The sequence below is a fragment of the Chitinophaga sp. G7 BAM 1005 genome (assembly GCF_057126945.1).
In genome coordinates, this window is sequence record NZ_CP181478.1 from 6,450,676 (window position 1) to 6,467,070 (window position 16,395).

Below are 16,395 nucleotides of genomic sequence, written 5' to 3' on the forward strand. Positions count from 1 at the left end.
AGCTGTTTGAAATATATCTTAACGTTTGAATGATAATCTGTAGATACCTTCATTTCCTGCCACATCGGTTACTTTCAATACCAGCATATGCGCTCCCGGCGGACAATGTTCATCAAACGTATAGGTAAGTACGTTACCTCTCCGGGAAAACAACAACCATTTACCATCCAGTTCTGCACGGTAGCTTTTGATGCCGCTGGCATCATTCATGGCAAACGATAGTTTAGCAGCTTTTGAAAGCACAGCGCCCGGCTTCACGCCCAGTGGCGTTACCTTTGGCGCCACGGTATCCACTTCCAGGTGGAAGTTGCCGAAGTCGCGGAAAGTGCCTTTGTACCAGCCGTTTTCCAGCGTGGTGGCGGAAGTGCTGTTGCTGCCCAGTGCTTCTCTCACCATCACTATTTTCGATTGCAGGTTTTCCGGGACAGTCCGGGTAGCGCGAAGACGTACATCAAAGAAATCGTGCACAGGTACCAGTGCGTTGTGCAGGTGGTACACGTTGGAATATGCTTTGGTGCTTACAGACGCCGTTTCCAGGTAATTGAAACACACCTGGTCGTACAGCGCTGTTTCATCCAGGTAAAATTCCACCTGGTTGTTTTCAAAGATGTTGCGTGAATCGGGATACATGGTGTTGGCGCATGCTTTCTGCGCATCATCCGCACCTGATTGCTGCAGGGCCAGTTTCACCGTGGAAGTATTGCCGTATGCATCCTTTACCAGCAGCTTTACATTATGCACGGCACCGTCGGACAGGTGGATGGTACCATCGCCTTTCAGGTCGTGGTAAATATCCAGTTTATTGCCGGGCAGGGAAAACACCAGCTGGTAGTACGGACCGCCGCCTTTCTTTGTTTTATAATCGATGTGTGCATTCAGGTAACGGGTTTCCTCATAGCCGATGTTATCCAGCTGGAAGTCGATATCCGGTTCATTATTCTGGAACAGGGTTACTTCATAAATGCCGTAGATATTACCGGTGTTCATCCGGTCGATAGCGCTCACGCCGATGCCTGCCTGCGCAGCATTAATTTTAACCACCGGCTGGGTGGTTACATATTCGCCGCCCACTTTTTTCAATGCTACTACGAGCGGCTTTTGTTCATAAATACTTTTTTCACGGTCGTATATCGCCAGGCGGTATACATCCGGCGCTTTGGTATCTGCAATATCAAAACCAAAGAGCAGTGGGTTCAGTGGTTTTTCTGTTGTGGTATTCCTGATTTCAAAGTGCAGGTGTGGCCCTGCAGATCCGCCTGTGTTACCGCTCCAGGCTACAAAGTCGCCTTTTCTTACAGGGAACATGCCGGCGGGGATGGTGAGATCGCTGGCCCAGCTTTCGGCCTGGTACTGTTGCTTTTTCACATACTGCTGCAGGGCAGGAAAAAAGGCGTTAAGATGGGCGTAAACCGTCGTATAGCCATTAGGGTGAGTAATGTAAAGTACATTCCCAAAACCGGTATGCGATACACCGATGCGGCTTACATAACCATCTGCCGCAGCGTGTACCGGCAGATTTTCTTTTTGTTGCGTTTTAATATCCATTCCTGAATGGAAGTGGTTGGGCCGCAGCTCCCCAAAGTTACCGGCCAGTATAATCGGAACATTCAGCGGGTTCCTGAAATAGCCTTGCGGATAGTCCTTTACCGGGATGGATTGCGCCTGTAATAGTTGCGGAAGCAAACAAAGTAGACCGATGACTCTCTTCATAATATGCAAATGTAGGGAAAAGCGGATTTATGCGGATTTTGTCTTACCCAGGATTAGACTGATTATGCTGATTACTTTGATTTTGTTTTTAGTTTTTTGAGAGAAGGGAATAAGGTTCATGCCGGTGACCGGTAATTTTATTTTCGTATGCCCCAATACGTATTAAACATCCCTGTTGGCATATCCGTTATTCATCTCCTCAAAAAAATTAAAAAAACAAAATCAAAGTAATCAGCATAATCAGTCTAATCCTGGGTAAGACAAAATCCGCTTTTTTTAAGTACATTAGTTGCCGCAAAACGTGCATGCATACATGTCTATCCAGGTATCAGAACTCAGTAAAGTATACGGCGAACAACGGGCGGTGGATGCTATTTCCTTTGAGTTAAAAAAGGGAGAGATCACTGGTTTCCTGGGGCCAAATGGCGCAGGGAAATCCACTACCATGAAGATGATCACCGGTTTCCTGCCGCCAACCAGCGGGAAGGCCAGTGTGTGTGGTTTTGATATTGTATCGCAATCGCTGGAAGTACGGAAAAGGGTAGGATATCTGCCGGAATCCAATCCCCTGTACTATGACATGTATATCCGGGAGTTCCTGGAATTTGTGGCGGGCATCCATCAACTGGGAAAAGCAGGCGCACAGCGGATTACCTCGGTAATTGAGCTAACAGGACTGCAACCGGAGCGGCACAAAAAGATCGGCGCATTATCTAACGGCTATAAACAGCGGGTGGGGCTGGCACAGGCCCTGCTGCATGATCCTGAAGTACTGATCCTGGACGAGCCCACTACCGGGCTGGATCCCAATCAGCTGGCCGATATCAGGCGGCTGATCAAAGAGCTGGGCGCCAATAAAACGGTGATCCTCTCCACACATATTATGCAGGAAGTAGAGGCGCTGTGCGACCGGGTGATCATCATCAACAAAGGAAAAATCATTGCAGACGATAAATTATCGTTAATCCAGCAAAACAACAGTGGGAATGGTTATTTACAGGTTACCTTTGCGGAGCCGGTAAACGAAACCGAATTGATGGCAATTCCCGGTATAAGCCGTGTGGTAGCCCGGGAAGACCATAGCTGGCAGTTATTTACCAGCCAGGTAGATGAGGTGCGAAAAAACCTGTTACAATTTGCTTTGATTAATAACAGGAACATACTTTCTTTGCAGAGCAATTCACAAAGCCTGGAAACAATATTCCGGGAACTGACAAAAGCTTCCGGCAACTAACTGTGGCCTTTAGCAACCCGAGAGTGGTGAGGGACTAACAGCTGCAGCAACCGCCAGATGCTAAATAAATAGCTAACAATAATAACTTTTCGAATTATGAGTATTATTTCAGAAATCCATGCCAGGCAGATCCTCGACAGCCGTGGTAATCCTACAATTGAGGTTGATGTAACCACAGAAGACGGACATTTTGGCCGCGCAGCAGTTCCATCCGGTGCTTCTACCGGTAAACACGAAGCAGTAGAACTACGTGATAATGATAAGGCTGTTTACATGGGCAAAGGCGTATTGCAGGCTGTAAGCAATGTAAATGATATCATCGCGGAAGAACTGATTGGCTGGGAAGTGACGGATCAGGCCGGTATTGATAAAATGCTGATTCAACTTGATGGTACTCCTAATAAAGCTAAACTGGGCGCTAACGCTACCCTGGCAGTGAGCATGGCAGTAGCCAAAGCTGCTGCTGAAGAAAGCAACCAGCCACTGTACCGCTACCTCGGCGGTGTAAATGCTTTCACCCTCCCTATTCCTTTAATGAACATCATCAATGGTGGTGCCCATGCGGATAATAAAATCGACTTTCAGGAATTCATGATCGTACCGGTAGGCGCTCCTTCTTTCTCTGAAGGTTTACGCTGGGGCGTGGAAATTTTCCACCACCTGAAATCCGTACTGAAAAAGAAAGGATACAGCACCAACGTAGGTGACGAAGGCGGCTTTGCTCCTGAAATCCAGAGCAATGAAGAAGCTATCGAAACTGTACTGGAAGCCATCAAAGCAGCCGGTTACGAACCAGGTACCCAGGTAGCTATTGCCCTGGATGCCGCCAGCAGCGAAATGTACGATGACGCTACCAAAAGCTACAAATTCTACAAAAGCTCCCAGAAAGTAATCAGCAGCGACGAAATGGTGGCTTACTGGACTGAATGGGTAAATAAATATCCAATCGTTTCCATCGAAGATGGGATGGCTGAAGACGACTGGGATGGCTGGAAAAAACTGACTGAATCCGTAGGCAACCGCGTACAGCTGGTAGGCGACGATTTGTTCGTAACCAACGTACTCCGCCTGAAAGAAGGTATCGATAAAGGTATCGCTAACAGCATCCTCGTAAAAGTAAACCAGATCGGTACGGTAACAGAAACCATCGATGCAGTGAACATGGCGCACAAAGCCGGTTATACTTCCATCATGAGCCACCGTTCCGGCGAAACTGAAGATACTACCATCGCCGACCTCGCCGTAGCCCTGAACTGCGGTCAGATCAAAACCGGTTCCGCTTCCCGTACCGACCGTATGGCGAAATACAACCAGTTACTCCGTATCGAAGAAGCACTGGGTGAAGTAGCGATCTATCCTACCAACTCTATCAGTGTTAAAAAATAATCCTTCGGGAAAAACTTTTGGATCTCGGATATCCGGCATCATCACCGCCGGATATCTGAAATCCAAAAATGATTTGTAAATTGCTGTATGTCCGGATTAAAATCTATAAAAGTGCCAAAGGTCCTGAAGAATAAGTTCTTCATAGCTTTTGCTGCCTTTATAATCTGGATCGCCTTCCTGGACAAAACCAACCTCATGTACCAGTACCAGTTCCAGTCGGAGGTGAATAAACTCGAAAATCAGAAGGAATTCTTTATCCAGGAAATCAAACAAACCCGCGAAGAACAGCAGGAACTGCTTTCCAGCCCGGAAAAACTGGAGAAATTTGCCCGCGAAAAATATTATATGAAGAAAGATAATGAAGACCTGTTCATTATCACCCCTGCCCCTGCTCCATAGCTCTTCCTTTCCCCCCTTGTGCATCTTAAAAATTTATCTTAAATTAACAATAGATTCCGGGCAAAATCCGTTATAAAAGAGAACCTATTATTAGTATTAAAATAATAATGCATGAGTAATTTTACACTTTCTGTACTTTCAACCCTGTGTCTTGTTACCAAAAGCGATATCAAACATCACCAGGAGGATCTTTCTTTAACCCGGGAAGAACAAGCCAGCTTTGACGACACCAAAGCAGCCCTGAACACCGTACGTTATGCGCCAAGAGTGGCCACCCTCCAGCTGATCTTCGACTACGCCGCCAATAAACAAAAAGCGGAAGAACAGTAACAGCAATCATACTTTTTTCATTTTTCCTATCTTTATGGCATGACTCAAAAAGAGCGTTATGCATTTGTTCTCAGATACTTTGAGGAACATGCTCCCAATGCCGAAACGGAACTCATCTACGACAATCCTTACCAACTGCTGGTAGCCGTTATCTTGTCTGCTCAATGTACCGATAAAAGGGTGAACATGACCACCCCTGCTATCTTTGCGCAGTATCCGGACGTATATGCCCTCAGCACAGCCACCTTCGACGACCTGTTCCCCCTCATCCGGAGCATCAGCTATCCCAACAATAAAACCAAACACCTTATCGGGATGGCGCAAATGGTGGTGGAAGACTTTAACGGCGAAATACCTGCTACCGTACCGGAACTGATAAAACTGCCCGGCGTAGGCCGTAAAACAGCCAATGTAATCACTTCCGTGGTACATCAGCAACCCAACATGGCAGTAGATACTCACGTATTCAGGGTATCCGCCAGGATTGGACTCACCGTAAACGCCAAAACACCGCTGCAAACCGAACTGCAACTGCTGAAAAATATTCCGGAAGAAAAAGTACACATCGCCCATCACTGGCTCATTTTGCATGGCCGCTACATTTGTGTGGCACGGAATCCGAAATGTGGCGAATGCGGACTAAGACCCGCCTGTAAATATTATGCAAAACTGGTAAAGGCAAGCTGATATGCGCCGCCCATTCCTCGCCGCCGGTTCCGGTATTTCGGTAATGCCCGGTAAAACGATCAGAAACAATACTTTGTGAACCGCAGAAGTTTCTGTTATCCATCAATAATTTCATGCTGCAATTATGGAATTTTATTATCTTAAGCGGTTCATCAAGATTCAATCAATAAAGCATTAGTCGTTATGAGATCAGCTGTTAGGATACAACTATCGTTTATGATGTTCCTGGAATTTTTTATCTGGGGCGCATGGTTTGTTACATTAGGAACATTCGTATTAAAAAATCTGCAGGGCGCCACCGATACCCAGGTGGGTTATGCCTTCCTTACACAATCTATCGGTGCAGTGATAGCGCCTTTTATTGTAGGCATTATTGCCGACCGGTTTATTTCCGCACAGGTCATCCTGGGAGTGATACACCTCGCTGGCGCAGCGCTGTTATGGACCTGCTCGGGCATGACCAGCTACGACAGCTTCTATCCGGTGTTGCTGATTTATATGATCCTTTACATGCCTACGCTGGCACTGGTGAACTCCATCTCCTTCCGGCAGATGAGCGACCCCAGTAAAGAGTTTTCTTTTATACGTGTATTCGGCACGGTGGGATGGATCATCGCCGGCTTACTCATAGGGTGGCTGCAGTGGGAAAAAACCAACTCGCTGGACCTTACCTTTAAAATGGCTGCAGGCGCTTCCCTCCTGTTGGGATTGTTCAGCTTTACCCTGCCTAAAACGCCACCGGCAAAAAAAGGTACCCAGATCTCTGTAAAAGAAATTCTCGGCCTGGATGCCATCCGGATGCTGAAAAACCGCTCTTACCTGTTGTTCTTCCTGGCGTCTATTGCCATCTGTATTCCGCTGGCATTTTATTATAATTTCACCAATCCATTCCTGAATGAAATAGGCATGAACGCCGCTGCAGGCAAGCAATCTATGGGACAGATGTCGGAGTTCCTGTTCATGCTGGTAATGCCGCTGTTTTTCGCCAGGTTAGGTGTAAAAAAGATGCTGGCATTAGGTATGCTCGCCTGGGTAGTACGCTACGCCCTGTTCTCTTTCGGCGACATCGACGCCAACTACTGGATGCTGATCGTAGGTATCATCCTACACGGTATCTGTTATGATTTCTTCTTTGTAACTGGTCAGATCTACACCGATAAAATTGCCGGTGAAGAATTCAAAAGCTCTGCACAGGGTTTTGTAACACTGGCTACTTATGGCGTGGGAATGTTAATTGGTTTTATCATCTCCGGGCCTATTGTAGACGCCTATAAAACAGGCGCCAACAGCCACAACTGGCATACCATCTGGCTGATCCCCGCGGGTATTGCTGCGGTAGTATTAGTACTGTTTATGTTGTTTTTCAGAGATAACAATAAGAATACGGTTGTTAAACATTAATCATCGGCAAAACGATTATTATGGCAAAAATAGCAATGCTTGGTTCAGGTTTTATTGCGCGGTTCTATGCCGATTCCCTGCAGGGACAGCGTAGCCGCGATAAAATTGTAAGTGTGTATTCCCGCCGGGAAGAAAGCGCGCAAAAATTCGCCACAGATTACGATGTTGCTTTTCAGACCACGGAAATGGAAGCTGCCATTGCCCGTCCGGAAGTAGATGTAGTTTGTGTATCTCTTCCCAATAACCTGCATGAAGCAGCAATTAATCTTTGTTGCAAACACAAAAAAGCAGTGATTTGTACCAAGCCGCTGGGGCGTAATGCGCAGGAAGCCAAGCGGATGCTGGAAGCAGTAGAAAAAGCGGGCATCTTCCACGGTTATCTCGAAGACCTCGTGTATACTCCCAAATTCCTGAAAGCGTTGCAAAGCGTGAAAGACGGCGCACTGGGAAGGATCCTCTGGGCCAAGTCAAGAGAAACACATCCCGGCCCCCATAGCGAATGGTTCTGGGATAAAGAACAGGCCGGCGGCGGTTGCATCCTGGATCTGGGCTGTCACTGCGTGGAAATTGGCCGCAACTTTATCGGGAAAGATATTAAACCGGTAGAAGTGATGTGCTGGGCAGATACGCAGGTAAAACCTATTGATGCGGAAGATCATGCTATTGGCCTGGTGAAATATGAAAACGGCGCCATCGGCCAGTTTGAAGTAAGCTGGACTTTCCGCGGCGGCCTCGATCTGCGAGATGAAGTAATGGGTACAGAAGGAACCATCTGGCTAAACAGCTTCCTGCGTACCGGCTTTGATATGTTTACCACCGGCAAGGGCGCTGATTATGTAGCAGAGAAAGCCGAAAGCAATTCCGGCTGGCTGTTTCCCGTAGGTGATGAACTGAATGAACTGGGGTATAACCACATGTTCACCAATATGTTTGATGCAATGGAAGCCGGTAAGGAAGCCAATGAAACGTTTTACGACGGCTATGTGGTAAATGCTATTCTTGATGCTGCTTACAAGAGTGCTGCCACCAAACAATGGGAACCGGTACAACTGGAAATATGGCGCGGACAGGAAGGACTTACCAAAGCAAAAACCTTAACGGAATACAACGATCAATATTACCTGGTAAAAGAAGAGATGACACATTTCGGGGCAAAGAAACTGATCCTGAAAGATAAAGTGAGCGGGCAGATCATTGAACAGGTGTTGTAATTTTTATGATGTATGTGATTGTCCTGGTAAGCTATCAGGATAATCACCTCCTTCATTGTTAGATTATTTTTACAAAAAAGGCTTTGCCCAGTGCATGATTTACTTCTACCTGTTTTAAGATGCCGTTTTCATATTTGAATATGTTCTTTTTCCCTTCCGGCAATATGAGTTCATACACACTCCCTCCCAATGGTTTCACGGGCAGGAAACGGCCCAGCGTTTCGGAAAATACACGGTTCAGCTGCCGGGGTTCCATAAAATAAAGATCCGCCACACACTCTTCTATTTCCGTATCTATTACTGATTTTGCACCGTTAACTATAATCGTATATTCTTTACCGCTACGACGGATCGTAGTCTGTTTATCTTCTCCCGATTTGCCGGATATACGCGAAACCTTTGCATTGGTGAGTACATTATTGCTGTATTCATTCGCAATGTCGCTGTTGATTTTCGACAACATGACCTGGATCCGTGTTTTTATGATGATGCTTTTGGCGTTTCCGGCGAGCTTGCGGTTAGCTTCAATGGTCCCTACTGCGTGATTGGCAATACGCACTTCAAAAGTATTGGTTTGGGCTTTTGCCTGTAAAAACAATACAGCTACTGTGAAAGTGATAAACAATACCCTAAAAAGACTATTCATAATAGTTGACTTAAACTAACAATATTTTCCCGGGAAGTAGTAGCTGTAAGTGTTCCTCCCATCTAGGAAAATACAAAAAATCCTGTCACTACGGACAGGATTTTTTATTGTGTACTTTAAAATAATATACAGCAGTAGCTTATGCCAGCATTTCCCTGATCTTTGTGATCAGTTCGCCTTTGGTAATAGGTACGCCCATAATTTTATGATAGCCCTGTGCGTCAATAAGGAACTGATCACGGATAATTTTGATCAGCTGGCCGTTATTGATTTCAGGAATCAGCACTTTATCATAGCTGTGCAGTATTTCGCCCAGGTTTTTGGGGAAAGGACGGATGTAGCGGATATGTGCATGCGCTACTTCATGTCCTTCTGCCAGCAGGTCCAGCACAGCGCTTTTGATGGCGCCATAGGTAGAGCCCCAGCCCAGTACCAGGATCTTTCCTTTTTCCGGACCGAGTTCTATTTTCTGTAACGGAATATGATCTGCAATCTTATCTACCTTTTCCTGGCGGATCTTCACCATCAGCTGGTGGTTTTCCGGATCGTAGCTCACGTTACCGGTGATGTTCTGTTTCTCCAGCCCACCAATGCGGTGTTCCAGGCCAGGTGTGCCGGGTACTGCCCAGGGGCGCACCAGGTTTTCATCACGGTGATAGGGCAGGAATTGTTCCTCTCCTTCTTCCAGTCCTTTCTTGAATTTCACTTCAATTGCGGGCAGGTCGGCGGCTTTAGGGAAGCGCCACGGTTCTGAACCATTGGCGATGTAGCCATCACTGAGGAAAATAACCGGGGTCATGTGCTTTACAGAGATCCGGAACGCTTCAAATACCGCTTCAAAACAATCGGCTGGTGTGGATGCAGAAACAATCGGCATCGGACACTCTCCGTTACGGCCATAATATGCCTGTAAAAGGTCGGACTGTTCCGTTTTGGTAGGCAACCCGGTAGAAGGGCCGCCACGCTGAATATCAACGATCATTAAAGGTATTTCCAGCATTACTGCCAGTCCCATTGCTTCACCTTTCAGTGCCATACCGGGGCCGGATGTAGTGGTAACCCCCATATGACCGCCATAGGAAGCGCCAATAGCGGAGGTGATCCCCGCAATTTCGTCTTCCGCCTGGAAGGTACGGATACCAAAATTCTTGAAACGGCTCAGTTCATGCAGGATATCGGAAGCTGGTGTGATCGGATATGTACCGAGGAACAGGGGCAGATTTGCTTTCTGCGAAGCTGCCACCAGGCCATAAGCCAGGGCGGTGTTACCGGTAATGCTGCGGTAGGTACCCGGTTCCATCCGGGCTTTTTCCACGCGATAGCGGGTGGTAAAAGCTTCTACGGTATCTGCGAAGTTGTAGCCGGCATGCAGTACTTTCAGGTTACTGTCCAGGATTTCCGGTTTTTTGCCAAATTTCTCTTTCAGGAACACTTCTGTATTTTCCATGTTACGGTCGTACAGCCAGTAGAGGAATCCCAGCACAAACATATTTTTTGCGCGGTCTTTCTCCTTCATACCCAGGGTAGTATCCTTCAGCGCTTCGCGCGTCATTTTAGTCACATCCATCGTATGCAGCTGGTACGGCGCCAGGGAGCCGTCTTCCAGCGGATTTACGCCTTCCGGGTAATTGGCGAGGCGGAGGTTTTTAGCGTCAAAGCCATCGGTATTGGCGAGGATAATACCGCCTTTTTTCAGTCCTTTCAGATTGGCCTTCAATGCCGCCGCGTTCATCACTACAAGCACATCGCAGGCGTCGCCCGGGGTGAATATTCTGTTAGAAGAAAAGTGTAGCTGGAAACCGCTCACGCCGGGTAATGTACCTATCGGGGCTCGGATCTCCGCCGGAAAATCCGGGAATGTGCTCAGGTCATTACCGAATAATGCGGTATTGTTTGAAAACTGGGTACCTGTTAACTGCATCCCGTCTCCACTGTCGCCCGCAAATTTTATCACTACATCCTCCAGCTGTTGAATCGAAGTATTAGGCATCTATTTATTCTTTTAAGATATTCTTTTTAAAGATGTAAATTTAGGTAATCGGGAGGTAGGAACCCAAAGCCCTGCAATATTATTCCCGATCCGATCACAAAAGTACACAACTTTAGTAGACTATTATTACCGGAATAAAGCATTCCCATTACTTATAGTTATGGCTGATAACGGGAAGTTATGGTTATAGAAATGCTAATTTTACCCTTTTTCAGTGGTATAACTATCCCTGATATCAAATCAAATCGTATTTTTAACCCATAAATTTAAACTATACTTTATGGCACTCTTTCAATCGAACAACCCTGTACTGAAGCAAAGTGTATTTGATAAAGCGCCTCACATCGCAGGGGAGACCATGACCATCCGTGGAACCGTTAATAAAATGTCTTTTATGCTCCTGCTGTTAATGGCGGCGGCAGTTTTTTCGTGGGGAGAATTTTACAGAAATAGCGGCAGCGTAATGCCATTGGCATTTGGTGGCGCCATCGGTGGATTTATACTGGCATTGGTGATTATTTTCAAAAAAGAATGGTCGGCTTACCTGGCCCCCGCATACGCGATAGCAGAAGGTTTATTCCTGGGTGCTATTTCCGCCATGTTTGAAGCCAAATGGCCTGGCATTGTAATGCAATCCGTAGGCTTAACCTTTGGTACTTTCATTGCCATGCTGATCCTCTATCGCACAGGGGTGATCCGGGCAACGGAGCGTTTTAAATCAATTGTGATGACCGCTACCCTGGGTATCGGTATCTTTTACCTGATAGCCATTGTACTGCGCATGTTTAACATTGAGATGCCCCTGATTCACAGCAGTGGCACCTTTGGAATCATATTTTCCCTGGTGGTGGTAGCCATTGCGGCCCTGAACCTGATCATGGATTTCGATATGATAGAACAGGGAGCTTTACAGGGCGCACCTAAATATTTTGAGTGGTACGCCTCCTTTGGTCTGATGGTGACACTGGTATGGTTATACCTGGAAATACTGCGCCTCATGAGCAAGTTAAACAGAAGATAAGCTTATAGATACAAACCTCTTATAAAGGCCGCCACAGCGTATGTGGCGGCCTTTCTTTTTAAATATATGCTCATCTTTTTTGTTAATGTCTTCCAAAAGATATGTTAAATGGCAAGGCTCCAAAACAGTATGGCATCGTAATTGCAAAATCGGGCTATAACAACAAGTTCTTTTACATCTTAAAACAGTAATAAAAAAAATGCTAACACCTTTACTTACCATGTAACCTTTATTGTTAAACCGTTTAAAATTGTAAGCTATGAAGAAGATAAAAGTAAGCATGTTAGCACTTGCAGCTGTGGCGATTGGAGCCTTCGCATTTAAGGGCGTTGATGGTGGAACCATAGCAGGTAAAGTAACACCGGCAGATGGGGCTACTGAAGCCTGGGCCATTCAGGGAACAGATACATTAAAATCGCCTGTTACTGATGGCGCATTTAGTTTTCAGGCTGCGAAAGCCGGTGCATATACCGTTATAATAGGAGCGAAAGCGCCGTATAAGCCTGCAACTGTTACAGATGTTAAAGTGGAGGATGGAAAATCCACTGATTTAGGAGAAATTAAATTAGCACATTAAACAAGAGCAATAGTTTGTTTTCATAGGGGTTAATCAAAAAGCCGGTTCCGTACGTCTGTACGGCCGGCTTCTTTCATTTATAGCCACCCTGCCTCCCAGAAAACTATCTTTTTTCACCCCATAGGGGTAAGTGTTTCTCTAAACGTCATTTCTTAAAGTAACCCCTTTTTTAAAATGATGTTTTATGAAAAAGCAGTTTATTATAACGTATACAAGTTTGAGTATTGGATGGTTGCTGTTGATGATTGCCATCTTTAGCATTATTTTATCCGGCTGCACCAAAGAAAACATTTCCGGCTCCGGTAATGTGGTAACGGAAACCCGCACCACAGCCCCTTTTACGGATATGGAAATATCAGGACCATTTGAGGTACACCTGTTGCAGGAAAACAACGCGAAGGTGGAAATAAAAGCGGAAGATAATATTATAGGCGTGATAGAAACAGGCATGCGCAGCAACACCTTATTCGTCCGGGTAAAAAGCGGGGTCCATATCCGGCATCATCAGCCCATGAAAATATATGTACACAATCCTCTTTTTCAACGGGTAAAATTCGATGGTTCGGGATCCCTGGATAATCAGGACACCATACATACTTCCTTATTTAAGTATGAACTAAACGGCAGCGCCGATGCGGCGCTTATACTGAATGCCGCCAATCTTAACACTACTATTAACGGCTCCGGCAACATTAACATGCGTGGATTTGCGGGCTCGCTGAACAGCGATATTAACGGCAGCGGTAATATTTCCGCAATGAACCTGGAGGTACAAAATGCCAGTATTACTATCCGTGGTTCCGGCGGGCATGGCGTGTATGTAAGGAAAAACCTGGACGCCAGGATCTATGGCAGCGGAAATATTTTTTATACCGGTGAAGCAAAAGTGGTGGCGGAGATAAAGGGTTCCGGTAAGGTAGTGAAGCAGTAATGATATAAACTTCGTATATCCTGCACTGTTATACTGTCCGTGTTTAAAATGAAAAGGCCCCCGCAAGCGCAGGGGCCTTTTATTATTTTAAAGATGGGCATTTATCAGGCGCCACCTAATTTGCATTTCTGCAGCACTTCCCATGATTTACCGTTGTGACGGAGGAAGTAGAGGTTGTTTACTTTAAAAGTAGCCTCGTATTCCTTGTTCTCATATTCAGGCCATGCTTTGTTGAACTGATCATCTTCCAGGTCTTTAAATGCCACGGTAACGTGGGGGGTAAATCCTGTACGTGCCAGCATGGTGCTGAAGCCAAATTCCTTACGCAGGAAATTGATCAGCTGACGGTGCATAGCAGACATGGTTTCACTTTTTTCCACGTTGATGAACAGTACACGGTTCTGTTTATTCGGGAAAGTACCGAAGCCTTTCAGGGAAACTTCGAAAGGCGCCTGTGTTTTGGCAAATTCCGTCAGTTCATCACAGAAAGCTTTTTCCAATGCCGGATCAGCAGTGAAAGGTACCTGCAGGGTAATATGTGGCAGCACTTTCAGTGCGTACATAGGACCGTATTGTTCTGCAAATTCCTGTTTGATCTTTATAATTTCTTTACCTACTTCTGCAGTTGGCAGCAGCGCAATAAAGTATATTTTGTTATCTGGTTTTGGTTCAAAACGTTGAGGTCTTCCGCCTTGTCTTGGAGCGCCGCCGCCACGGTATCCACCACCGCCGCCACCGCCGCGATTGTATCCACCGCCACCGCCGCCGCGATCGTAACCGCCGCCGCCACCGCGATTGTATCCACCGCCGCCACCGCCGCGATCGTAACCGCCGCCGCCACCGCCGCGATTGTAACCACCGCCGCCACCGCCACGGTCGTATCCACCACCGCCGCTGCCGCCGCGATCGTATCCACCGCCGCCACCGCCGCGATTATAACCACCGCCGCCACCGCCACGGTCGTATCCACCACCGCCGCTACCGCCGCGATCGTATCCACCACCGCCACTGCCACCGCCGTAGCCACCACCACCACGGTTGTAGCCTCCGCCACCGCCGCCGCGATCGTATCCACCGCCGCCACTGCCGCCGTATCCGCCACCACCGCGGTTGTAGCCACCACCGCCGCTGCCGCCGCGATCGTATCCACCACCACCATTGTAACCGCCACCTGCGCCATCACGGTTGTAATTGCTGCTACCACCATCACGGTTGTAGCCACCACCACCGCCGCTGCCGCCACGATCGTAACCACCACTTCCGCCTTCACGGTTGTAGCCGCCACCTGTGCCGCCATCACGATTGTAGTCTGTACGCGGACGATATCCGCCTTCTCGATTGTAACCAGTGCGCCCTTCTGAGCCACCACTGTTGTAGTCGGGTTTGCCGCCTTCCCGCTCGTTATTTAAATTGGGTTTGTCATCGCCTTTCTCCTTATTGGGATCATTCTCTTTGTTGGTATCAGAAGAATAAGGCCTGCGGGGGCGTTCGTTTCTCTCAAAAGTCATCTTACTTAATTAAGCGTTTGAAGCAATATTAGCTATGATTTCATAAAAATGAAATACGTCCTGATAGGAGTTATATAAGGGTGCCGGTGATACCCTGATAACTCCGGGCTCTCTCCAGTCAACGATTATACCGGCATCGGTCATCCGTTGATGTATCTCTTTACCTTTGTCTAGGAACAACAAAGATAACTGAGCGCCGCGTTCATTACAATTTTTCGGTGTTATAATCTGGAAATTTATGCCTTTTAACTGTTGCAAAAGAAATTCAAGATAATTGGTCATTCCTTCACTTTTGATACGTAAAGCGCCGATACCGGCCGCTTCAAATAATTCCAGGGATGCTTTCAGGCTAACCATGTTAAACACCTGAGCGGTGCTCTGTTGCCATCCTTCAGCTTCTTTTTTAGGCACAAACCCTTTTTCCATTTTAAAACGTGCACTCTCTTCATTGCCCCACCAGCCTCCTGGTCTGAAAAAATTACGGTTGCTGGCGTGTTTCTCATGCACAAATGCGCCTCCTACTGCGCCGGGACCACCATTCAGGTACTTATATGAGCACCAAACGGCAAAATCTACTTCCCAATTGTGCAATTCTACCGGTATATTTCCTACTACGTGTGCCAGGTCGAAACCTGCGTAAGCGCCGGCCTTATGCGCAGCTGCTGTTATAGCGGGTATATCAAAAAACTGTCCGGTATAATAATTTATACCTCCAAACAAAACCAATGCTAAGCTATCACTTTCTGTGTTAATAATCTCTAAAATATCTTCCAATCTTATCAAATGTTCTCCGGGTCGCGGGGAAACTTCTATGATGGCACTTTCCGGATCGTAACCGTGGAACTTTACCTGGGTTTCAACTGCGTACTGATCGCTCGGAAAAGCTCCTGCTTCCATTAACACTTTAAACCGCTGTTTGTTTGGCCGGTAAAAACCAAGCATCATCAAATGCAGATTCACCGTCAGCGTATTCATCACCGTCAACTCCTGCTGACTCGCACCCAAAATCGCCGTTAAAGGCTTACTGCAATACTGCTGATAATATAACCACGGATGCTTAGCCGCCCAATACCCCTCTACCGCACATTGTTGCCAATCCGCCAACTCCTGTTCTATCGCCGATTTCACATTCTTTGACTGTAGTCCGAGCGAGTTGCCACATAAATAAATAGCATCCTTTCCGTTACGTTGTGGAAAATAAAACTGTTCTCTGAATTTATTTAAGGGATCCTGTTGGTCCTTCTCCTTAGCAAACGCTAATGATGCTACATACTCCATGGTCTTCCAATCTTTCGCCTTAGTATTCTTTTAATGGCGGTACTGCTATTGTCAAGAAAGCTGTGCTGATTATCTTATTTCTCTAC

At 46.6% G+C, this 16,395-nt stretch carries 15 protein-coding genes; 10 read left to right on the plus strand and 5 right to left on the minus strand.

The genetic code is table 11. From position 1 onward, the window contains the following. Positions 1-18: 18 nt before the first annotated feature. On the minus strand, positions 19-1,710 hold the full coding sequence (locus ACMXI2_RS25880; RefSeq protein ID WP_483778828.1) for a M23 family metallopeptidase: 1,692 nt from the start codon (positions 1,708-1,710) through the stop codon (positions 19-21). 313 nt (positions 1,711-2,023) lie between these two features. Here ACMXI2_RS25880 and gldA point away from each other — a divergent pair, with 313 nt between their 5' ends. The 7 genes from gldA (at position 2,024) to ACMXI2_RS25915 (ending at position 8,358) form a co-directional block, all read left to right on the plus strand. Next, positions 2,024-2,944: a gliding motility-associated ABC transporter ATP-binding subunit GldA gene (gldA, locus tag ACMXI2_RS25885; protein ID WP_483778829.1), complete on the plus strand. Its 921-nt coding sequence runs from the start codon at positions 2,024-2,026 to the stop codon at positions 2,942-2,944. A gap of 96 nt (positions 2,945-3,040) precedes the next feature. Then, entirely contained in the window at positions 3,041-4,330 is a 1,290-nt protein-coding gene (gene eno / locus ACMXI2_RS25890; protein ID WP_079471070.1) for a phosphopyruvate hydratase, read from the plus strand. An 87-nt stretch (positions 4,331-4,417) separates the two neighbouring features. Next, the gene (locus tag ACMXI2_RS25895; RefSeq protein ID WP_483778830.1) at positions 4,418-4,729 is read left to right on the plus strand and encodes an FtsB family cell division protein; all 312 of its coding nucleotides are present in this window, start codon (positions 4,418-4,420) and stop codon (positions 4,727-4,729) included. A 111-nt stretch (positions 4,730-4,840) separates the two neighbouring features. Then, positions 4,841-5,059 carry a hypothetical protein gene (locus tag ACMXI2_RS25900; protein WP_079471072.1) on the plus strand — a complete coding sequence of 73 codons (219 nt, stop codon included), beginning with the start codon at positions 4,841-4,843 and terminating at the stop codon, positions 5,057-5,059. 39 nt (positions 5,060-5,098) lie between these two features. Next, positions 5,099-5,746, plus strand: a complete 648-nt coding sequence (gene nth, locus ACMXI2_RS25905) for an endonuclease III (RefSeq protein ID WP_483778831.1) — start codon at positions 5,099-5,101, stop codon at positions 5,744-5,746. Positions 5,747-5,929: 183 nt separating this feature from the next. Then, a complete protein-coding gene (locus ACMXI2_RS25910) occupies positions 5,930-7,147 on the plus strand; it encodes a nucleoside permease (protein ID WP_483778832.1) in 1,218 nt (405 codons plus the stop codon). Positions 7,148-7,167: 20 nt separating this feature from the next. Further along, on the plus strand, positions 7,168-8,358 hold the full coding sequence (locus ACMXI2_RS25915; protein WP_483778833.1) for a Gfo/Idh/MocA family protein: 1,191 nt from the start codon (positions 7,168-7,170) through the stop codon (positions 8,356-8,358). Positions 8,359-8,416: 58 nt separating this feature from the next. Here the strand turns inward: ACMXI2_RS25915 and ACMXI2_RS25920 are convergent, their stop codons facing one another. Both ACMXI2_RS25920 and ACMXI2_RS25925 read right to left on the minus strand, forming a co-directional pair. Then, the gene (locus ACMXI2_RS25920; RefSeq protein ID WP_483778835.1) at positions 8,417-9,004 is read right to left on the minus strand and encodes a DUF6134 family protein; all 588 of its coding nucleotides are present in this window, start codon (positions 9,002-9,004) and stop codon (positions 8,417-8,419) included. 139 nt (positions 9,005-9,143) lie between these two features. Then, positions 9,144-10,994 carry a 2-oxoacid:acceptor oxidoreductase subunit alpha gene (locus ACMXI2_RS25925; protein WP_483778837.1) on the minus strand — a complete coding sequence of 617 codons (1,851 nt, stop codon included), beginning with the start codon at positions 10,992-10,994 and terminating at the stop codon, positions 9,144-9,146. Positions 10,995-11,274: 280 nt separating this feature from the next. On the opposite strand from ACMXI2_RS25925, the gene ACMXI2_RS25930 reads away from it, so the two are divergent. From ACMXI2_RS25930 to ACMXI2_RS25940, 3 genes are all read left to right on the plus strand, one after another. Beyond that, on the plus strand, positions 11,275-12,015 hold the full coding sequence (locus tag ACMXI2_RS25930) for a Bax inhibitor-1/YccA family protein (protein ID WP_420986890.1): 741 nt from the start codon (positions 11,275-11,277) through the stop codon (positions 12,013-12,015). A gap of 259 nt (positions 12,016-12,274) precedes the next feature. After that, the gene (locus tag ACMXI2_RS25935; RefSeq protein WP_483778838.1) at positions 12,275-12,592 is read left to right on the plus strand and encodes a carboxypeptidase-like regulatory domain-containing protein; all 318 of its coding nucleotides are present in this window, start codon (positions 12,275-12,277) and stop codon (positions 12,590-12,592) included. 184 nt (positions 12,593-12,776) lie between these two features. After that, positions 12,777-13,523: a head GIN domain-containing protein gene (locus tag ACMXI2_RS25940; RefSeq protein ID WP_483778840.1), complete on the plus strand. Its 747-nt coding sequence runs from the start codon at positions 12,777-12,779 to the stop codon at positions 13,521-13,523. A 104-nt stretch (positions 13,524-13,627) separates the two neighbouring features. Here ACMXI2_RS25940 and ACMXI2_RS25945 read toward each other — a convergent pair whose 3' ends face one another. Beyond that, positions 13,628-15,031: a 2'-5' RNA ligase family protein gene (locus tag ACMXI2_RS25945; protein ID WP_483778841.1), complete on the minus strand. Its 1,404-nt coding sequence runs from the start codon at positions 15,029-15,031 to the stop codon at positions 13,628-13,630. A gap of 9 nt (positions 15,032-15,040) precedes the next feature. After that, the gene (kynU, locus tag ACMXI2_RS25950; RefSeq protein ID WP_483778842.1) at positions 15,041-16,309 is read right to left on the minus strand and encodes a kynureninase; all 1,269 of its coding nucleotides are present in this window, start codon (positions 16,307-16,309) and stop codon (positions 15,041-15,043) included. Between the last annotated feature and the right edge of the window lie 86 nt (positions 16,310-16,395).

Coding starts and splice junctions, on each gene's coding strand:
- ACMXI2_RS25880 (WP_483778828.1), bottom strand. CDS start 1,710: ATGAAGAGAGTCATCGGTCTACTTTGTTTGCTTCCGCAACTATTACAG.
- gldA (WP_483778829.1), top strand. CDS start 2,024: ATGTCTATCCAGGTATCAGAACTCAGTAAAGTATACGGCGAACAACGG.
- eno (WP_079471070.1), top strand. CDS start 3,041: ATGAGTATTATTTCAGAAATCCATGCCAGGCAGATCCTCGACAGCCGT.
- ACMXI2_RS25895 (WP_483778830.1), top strand. CDS start 4,418: ATGTCCGGATTAAAATCTATAAAAGTGCCAAAGGTCCTGAAGAATAAG.
- ACMXI2_RS25900 (WP_079471072.1), top strand. CDS start 4,841: ATGAGTAATTTTACACTTTCTGTACTTTCAACCCTGTGTCTTGTTACC.
- nth (WP_483778831.1), top strand. CDS start 5,099: ATGACTCAAAAAGAGCGTTATGCATTTGTTCTCAGATACTTTGAGGAA.
- ACMXI2_RS25910 (WP_483778832.1), top strand. CDS start 5,930: ATGAGATCAGCTGTTAGGATACAACTATCGTTTATGATGTTCCTGGAA.
- ACMXI2_RS25915 (WP_483778833.1), top strand. CDS start 7,168: ATGGCAAAAATAGCAATGCTTGGTTCAGGTTTTATTGCGCGGTTCTAT.
- ACMXI2_RS25920 (WP_483778835.1), bottom strand. CDS start 9,004: ATGAATAGTCTTTTTAGGGTATTGTTTATCACTTTCACAGTAGCTGTA.
- ACMXI2_RS25925 (WP_483778837.1), bottom strand. CDS start 10,994: ATGCCTAATACTTCGATTCAACAGCTGGAGGATGTAGTGATAAAATTT.
- ACMXI2_RS25930 (WP_420986890.1), top strand. CDS start 11,275: ATGGCACTCTTTCAATCGAACAACCCTGTACTGAAGCAAAGTGTATTT.
- ACMXI2_RS25935 (WP_483778838.1), top strand. CDS start 12,275: ATGAAGAAGATAAAAGTAAGCATGTTAGCACTTGCAGCTGTGGCGATT.
- ACMXI2_RS25940 (WP_483778840.1), top strand. CDS start 12,777: ATGAAAAAGCAGTTTATTATAACGTATACAAGTTTGAGTATTGGATGG.
- ACMXI2_RS25945 (WP_483778841.1), bottom strand. CDS start 15,031: ATGACTTTTGAGAGAAACGAACGCCCCCGCAGGCCTTATTCTTCTGAT.
- kynU (WP_483778842.1), bottom strand. CDS start 16,309: ATGGAGTATGTAGCATCATTAGCGTTTGCTAAGGAGAAGGACCAACAG.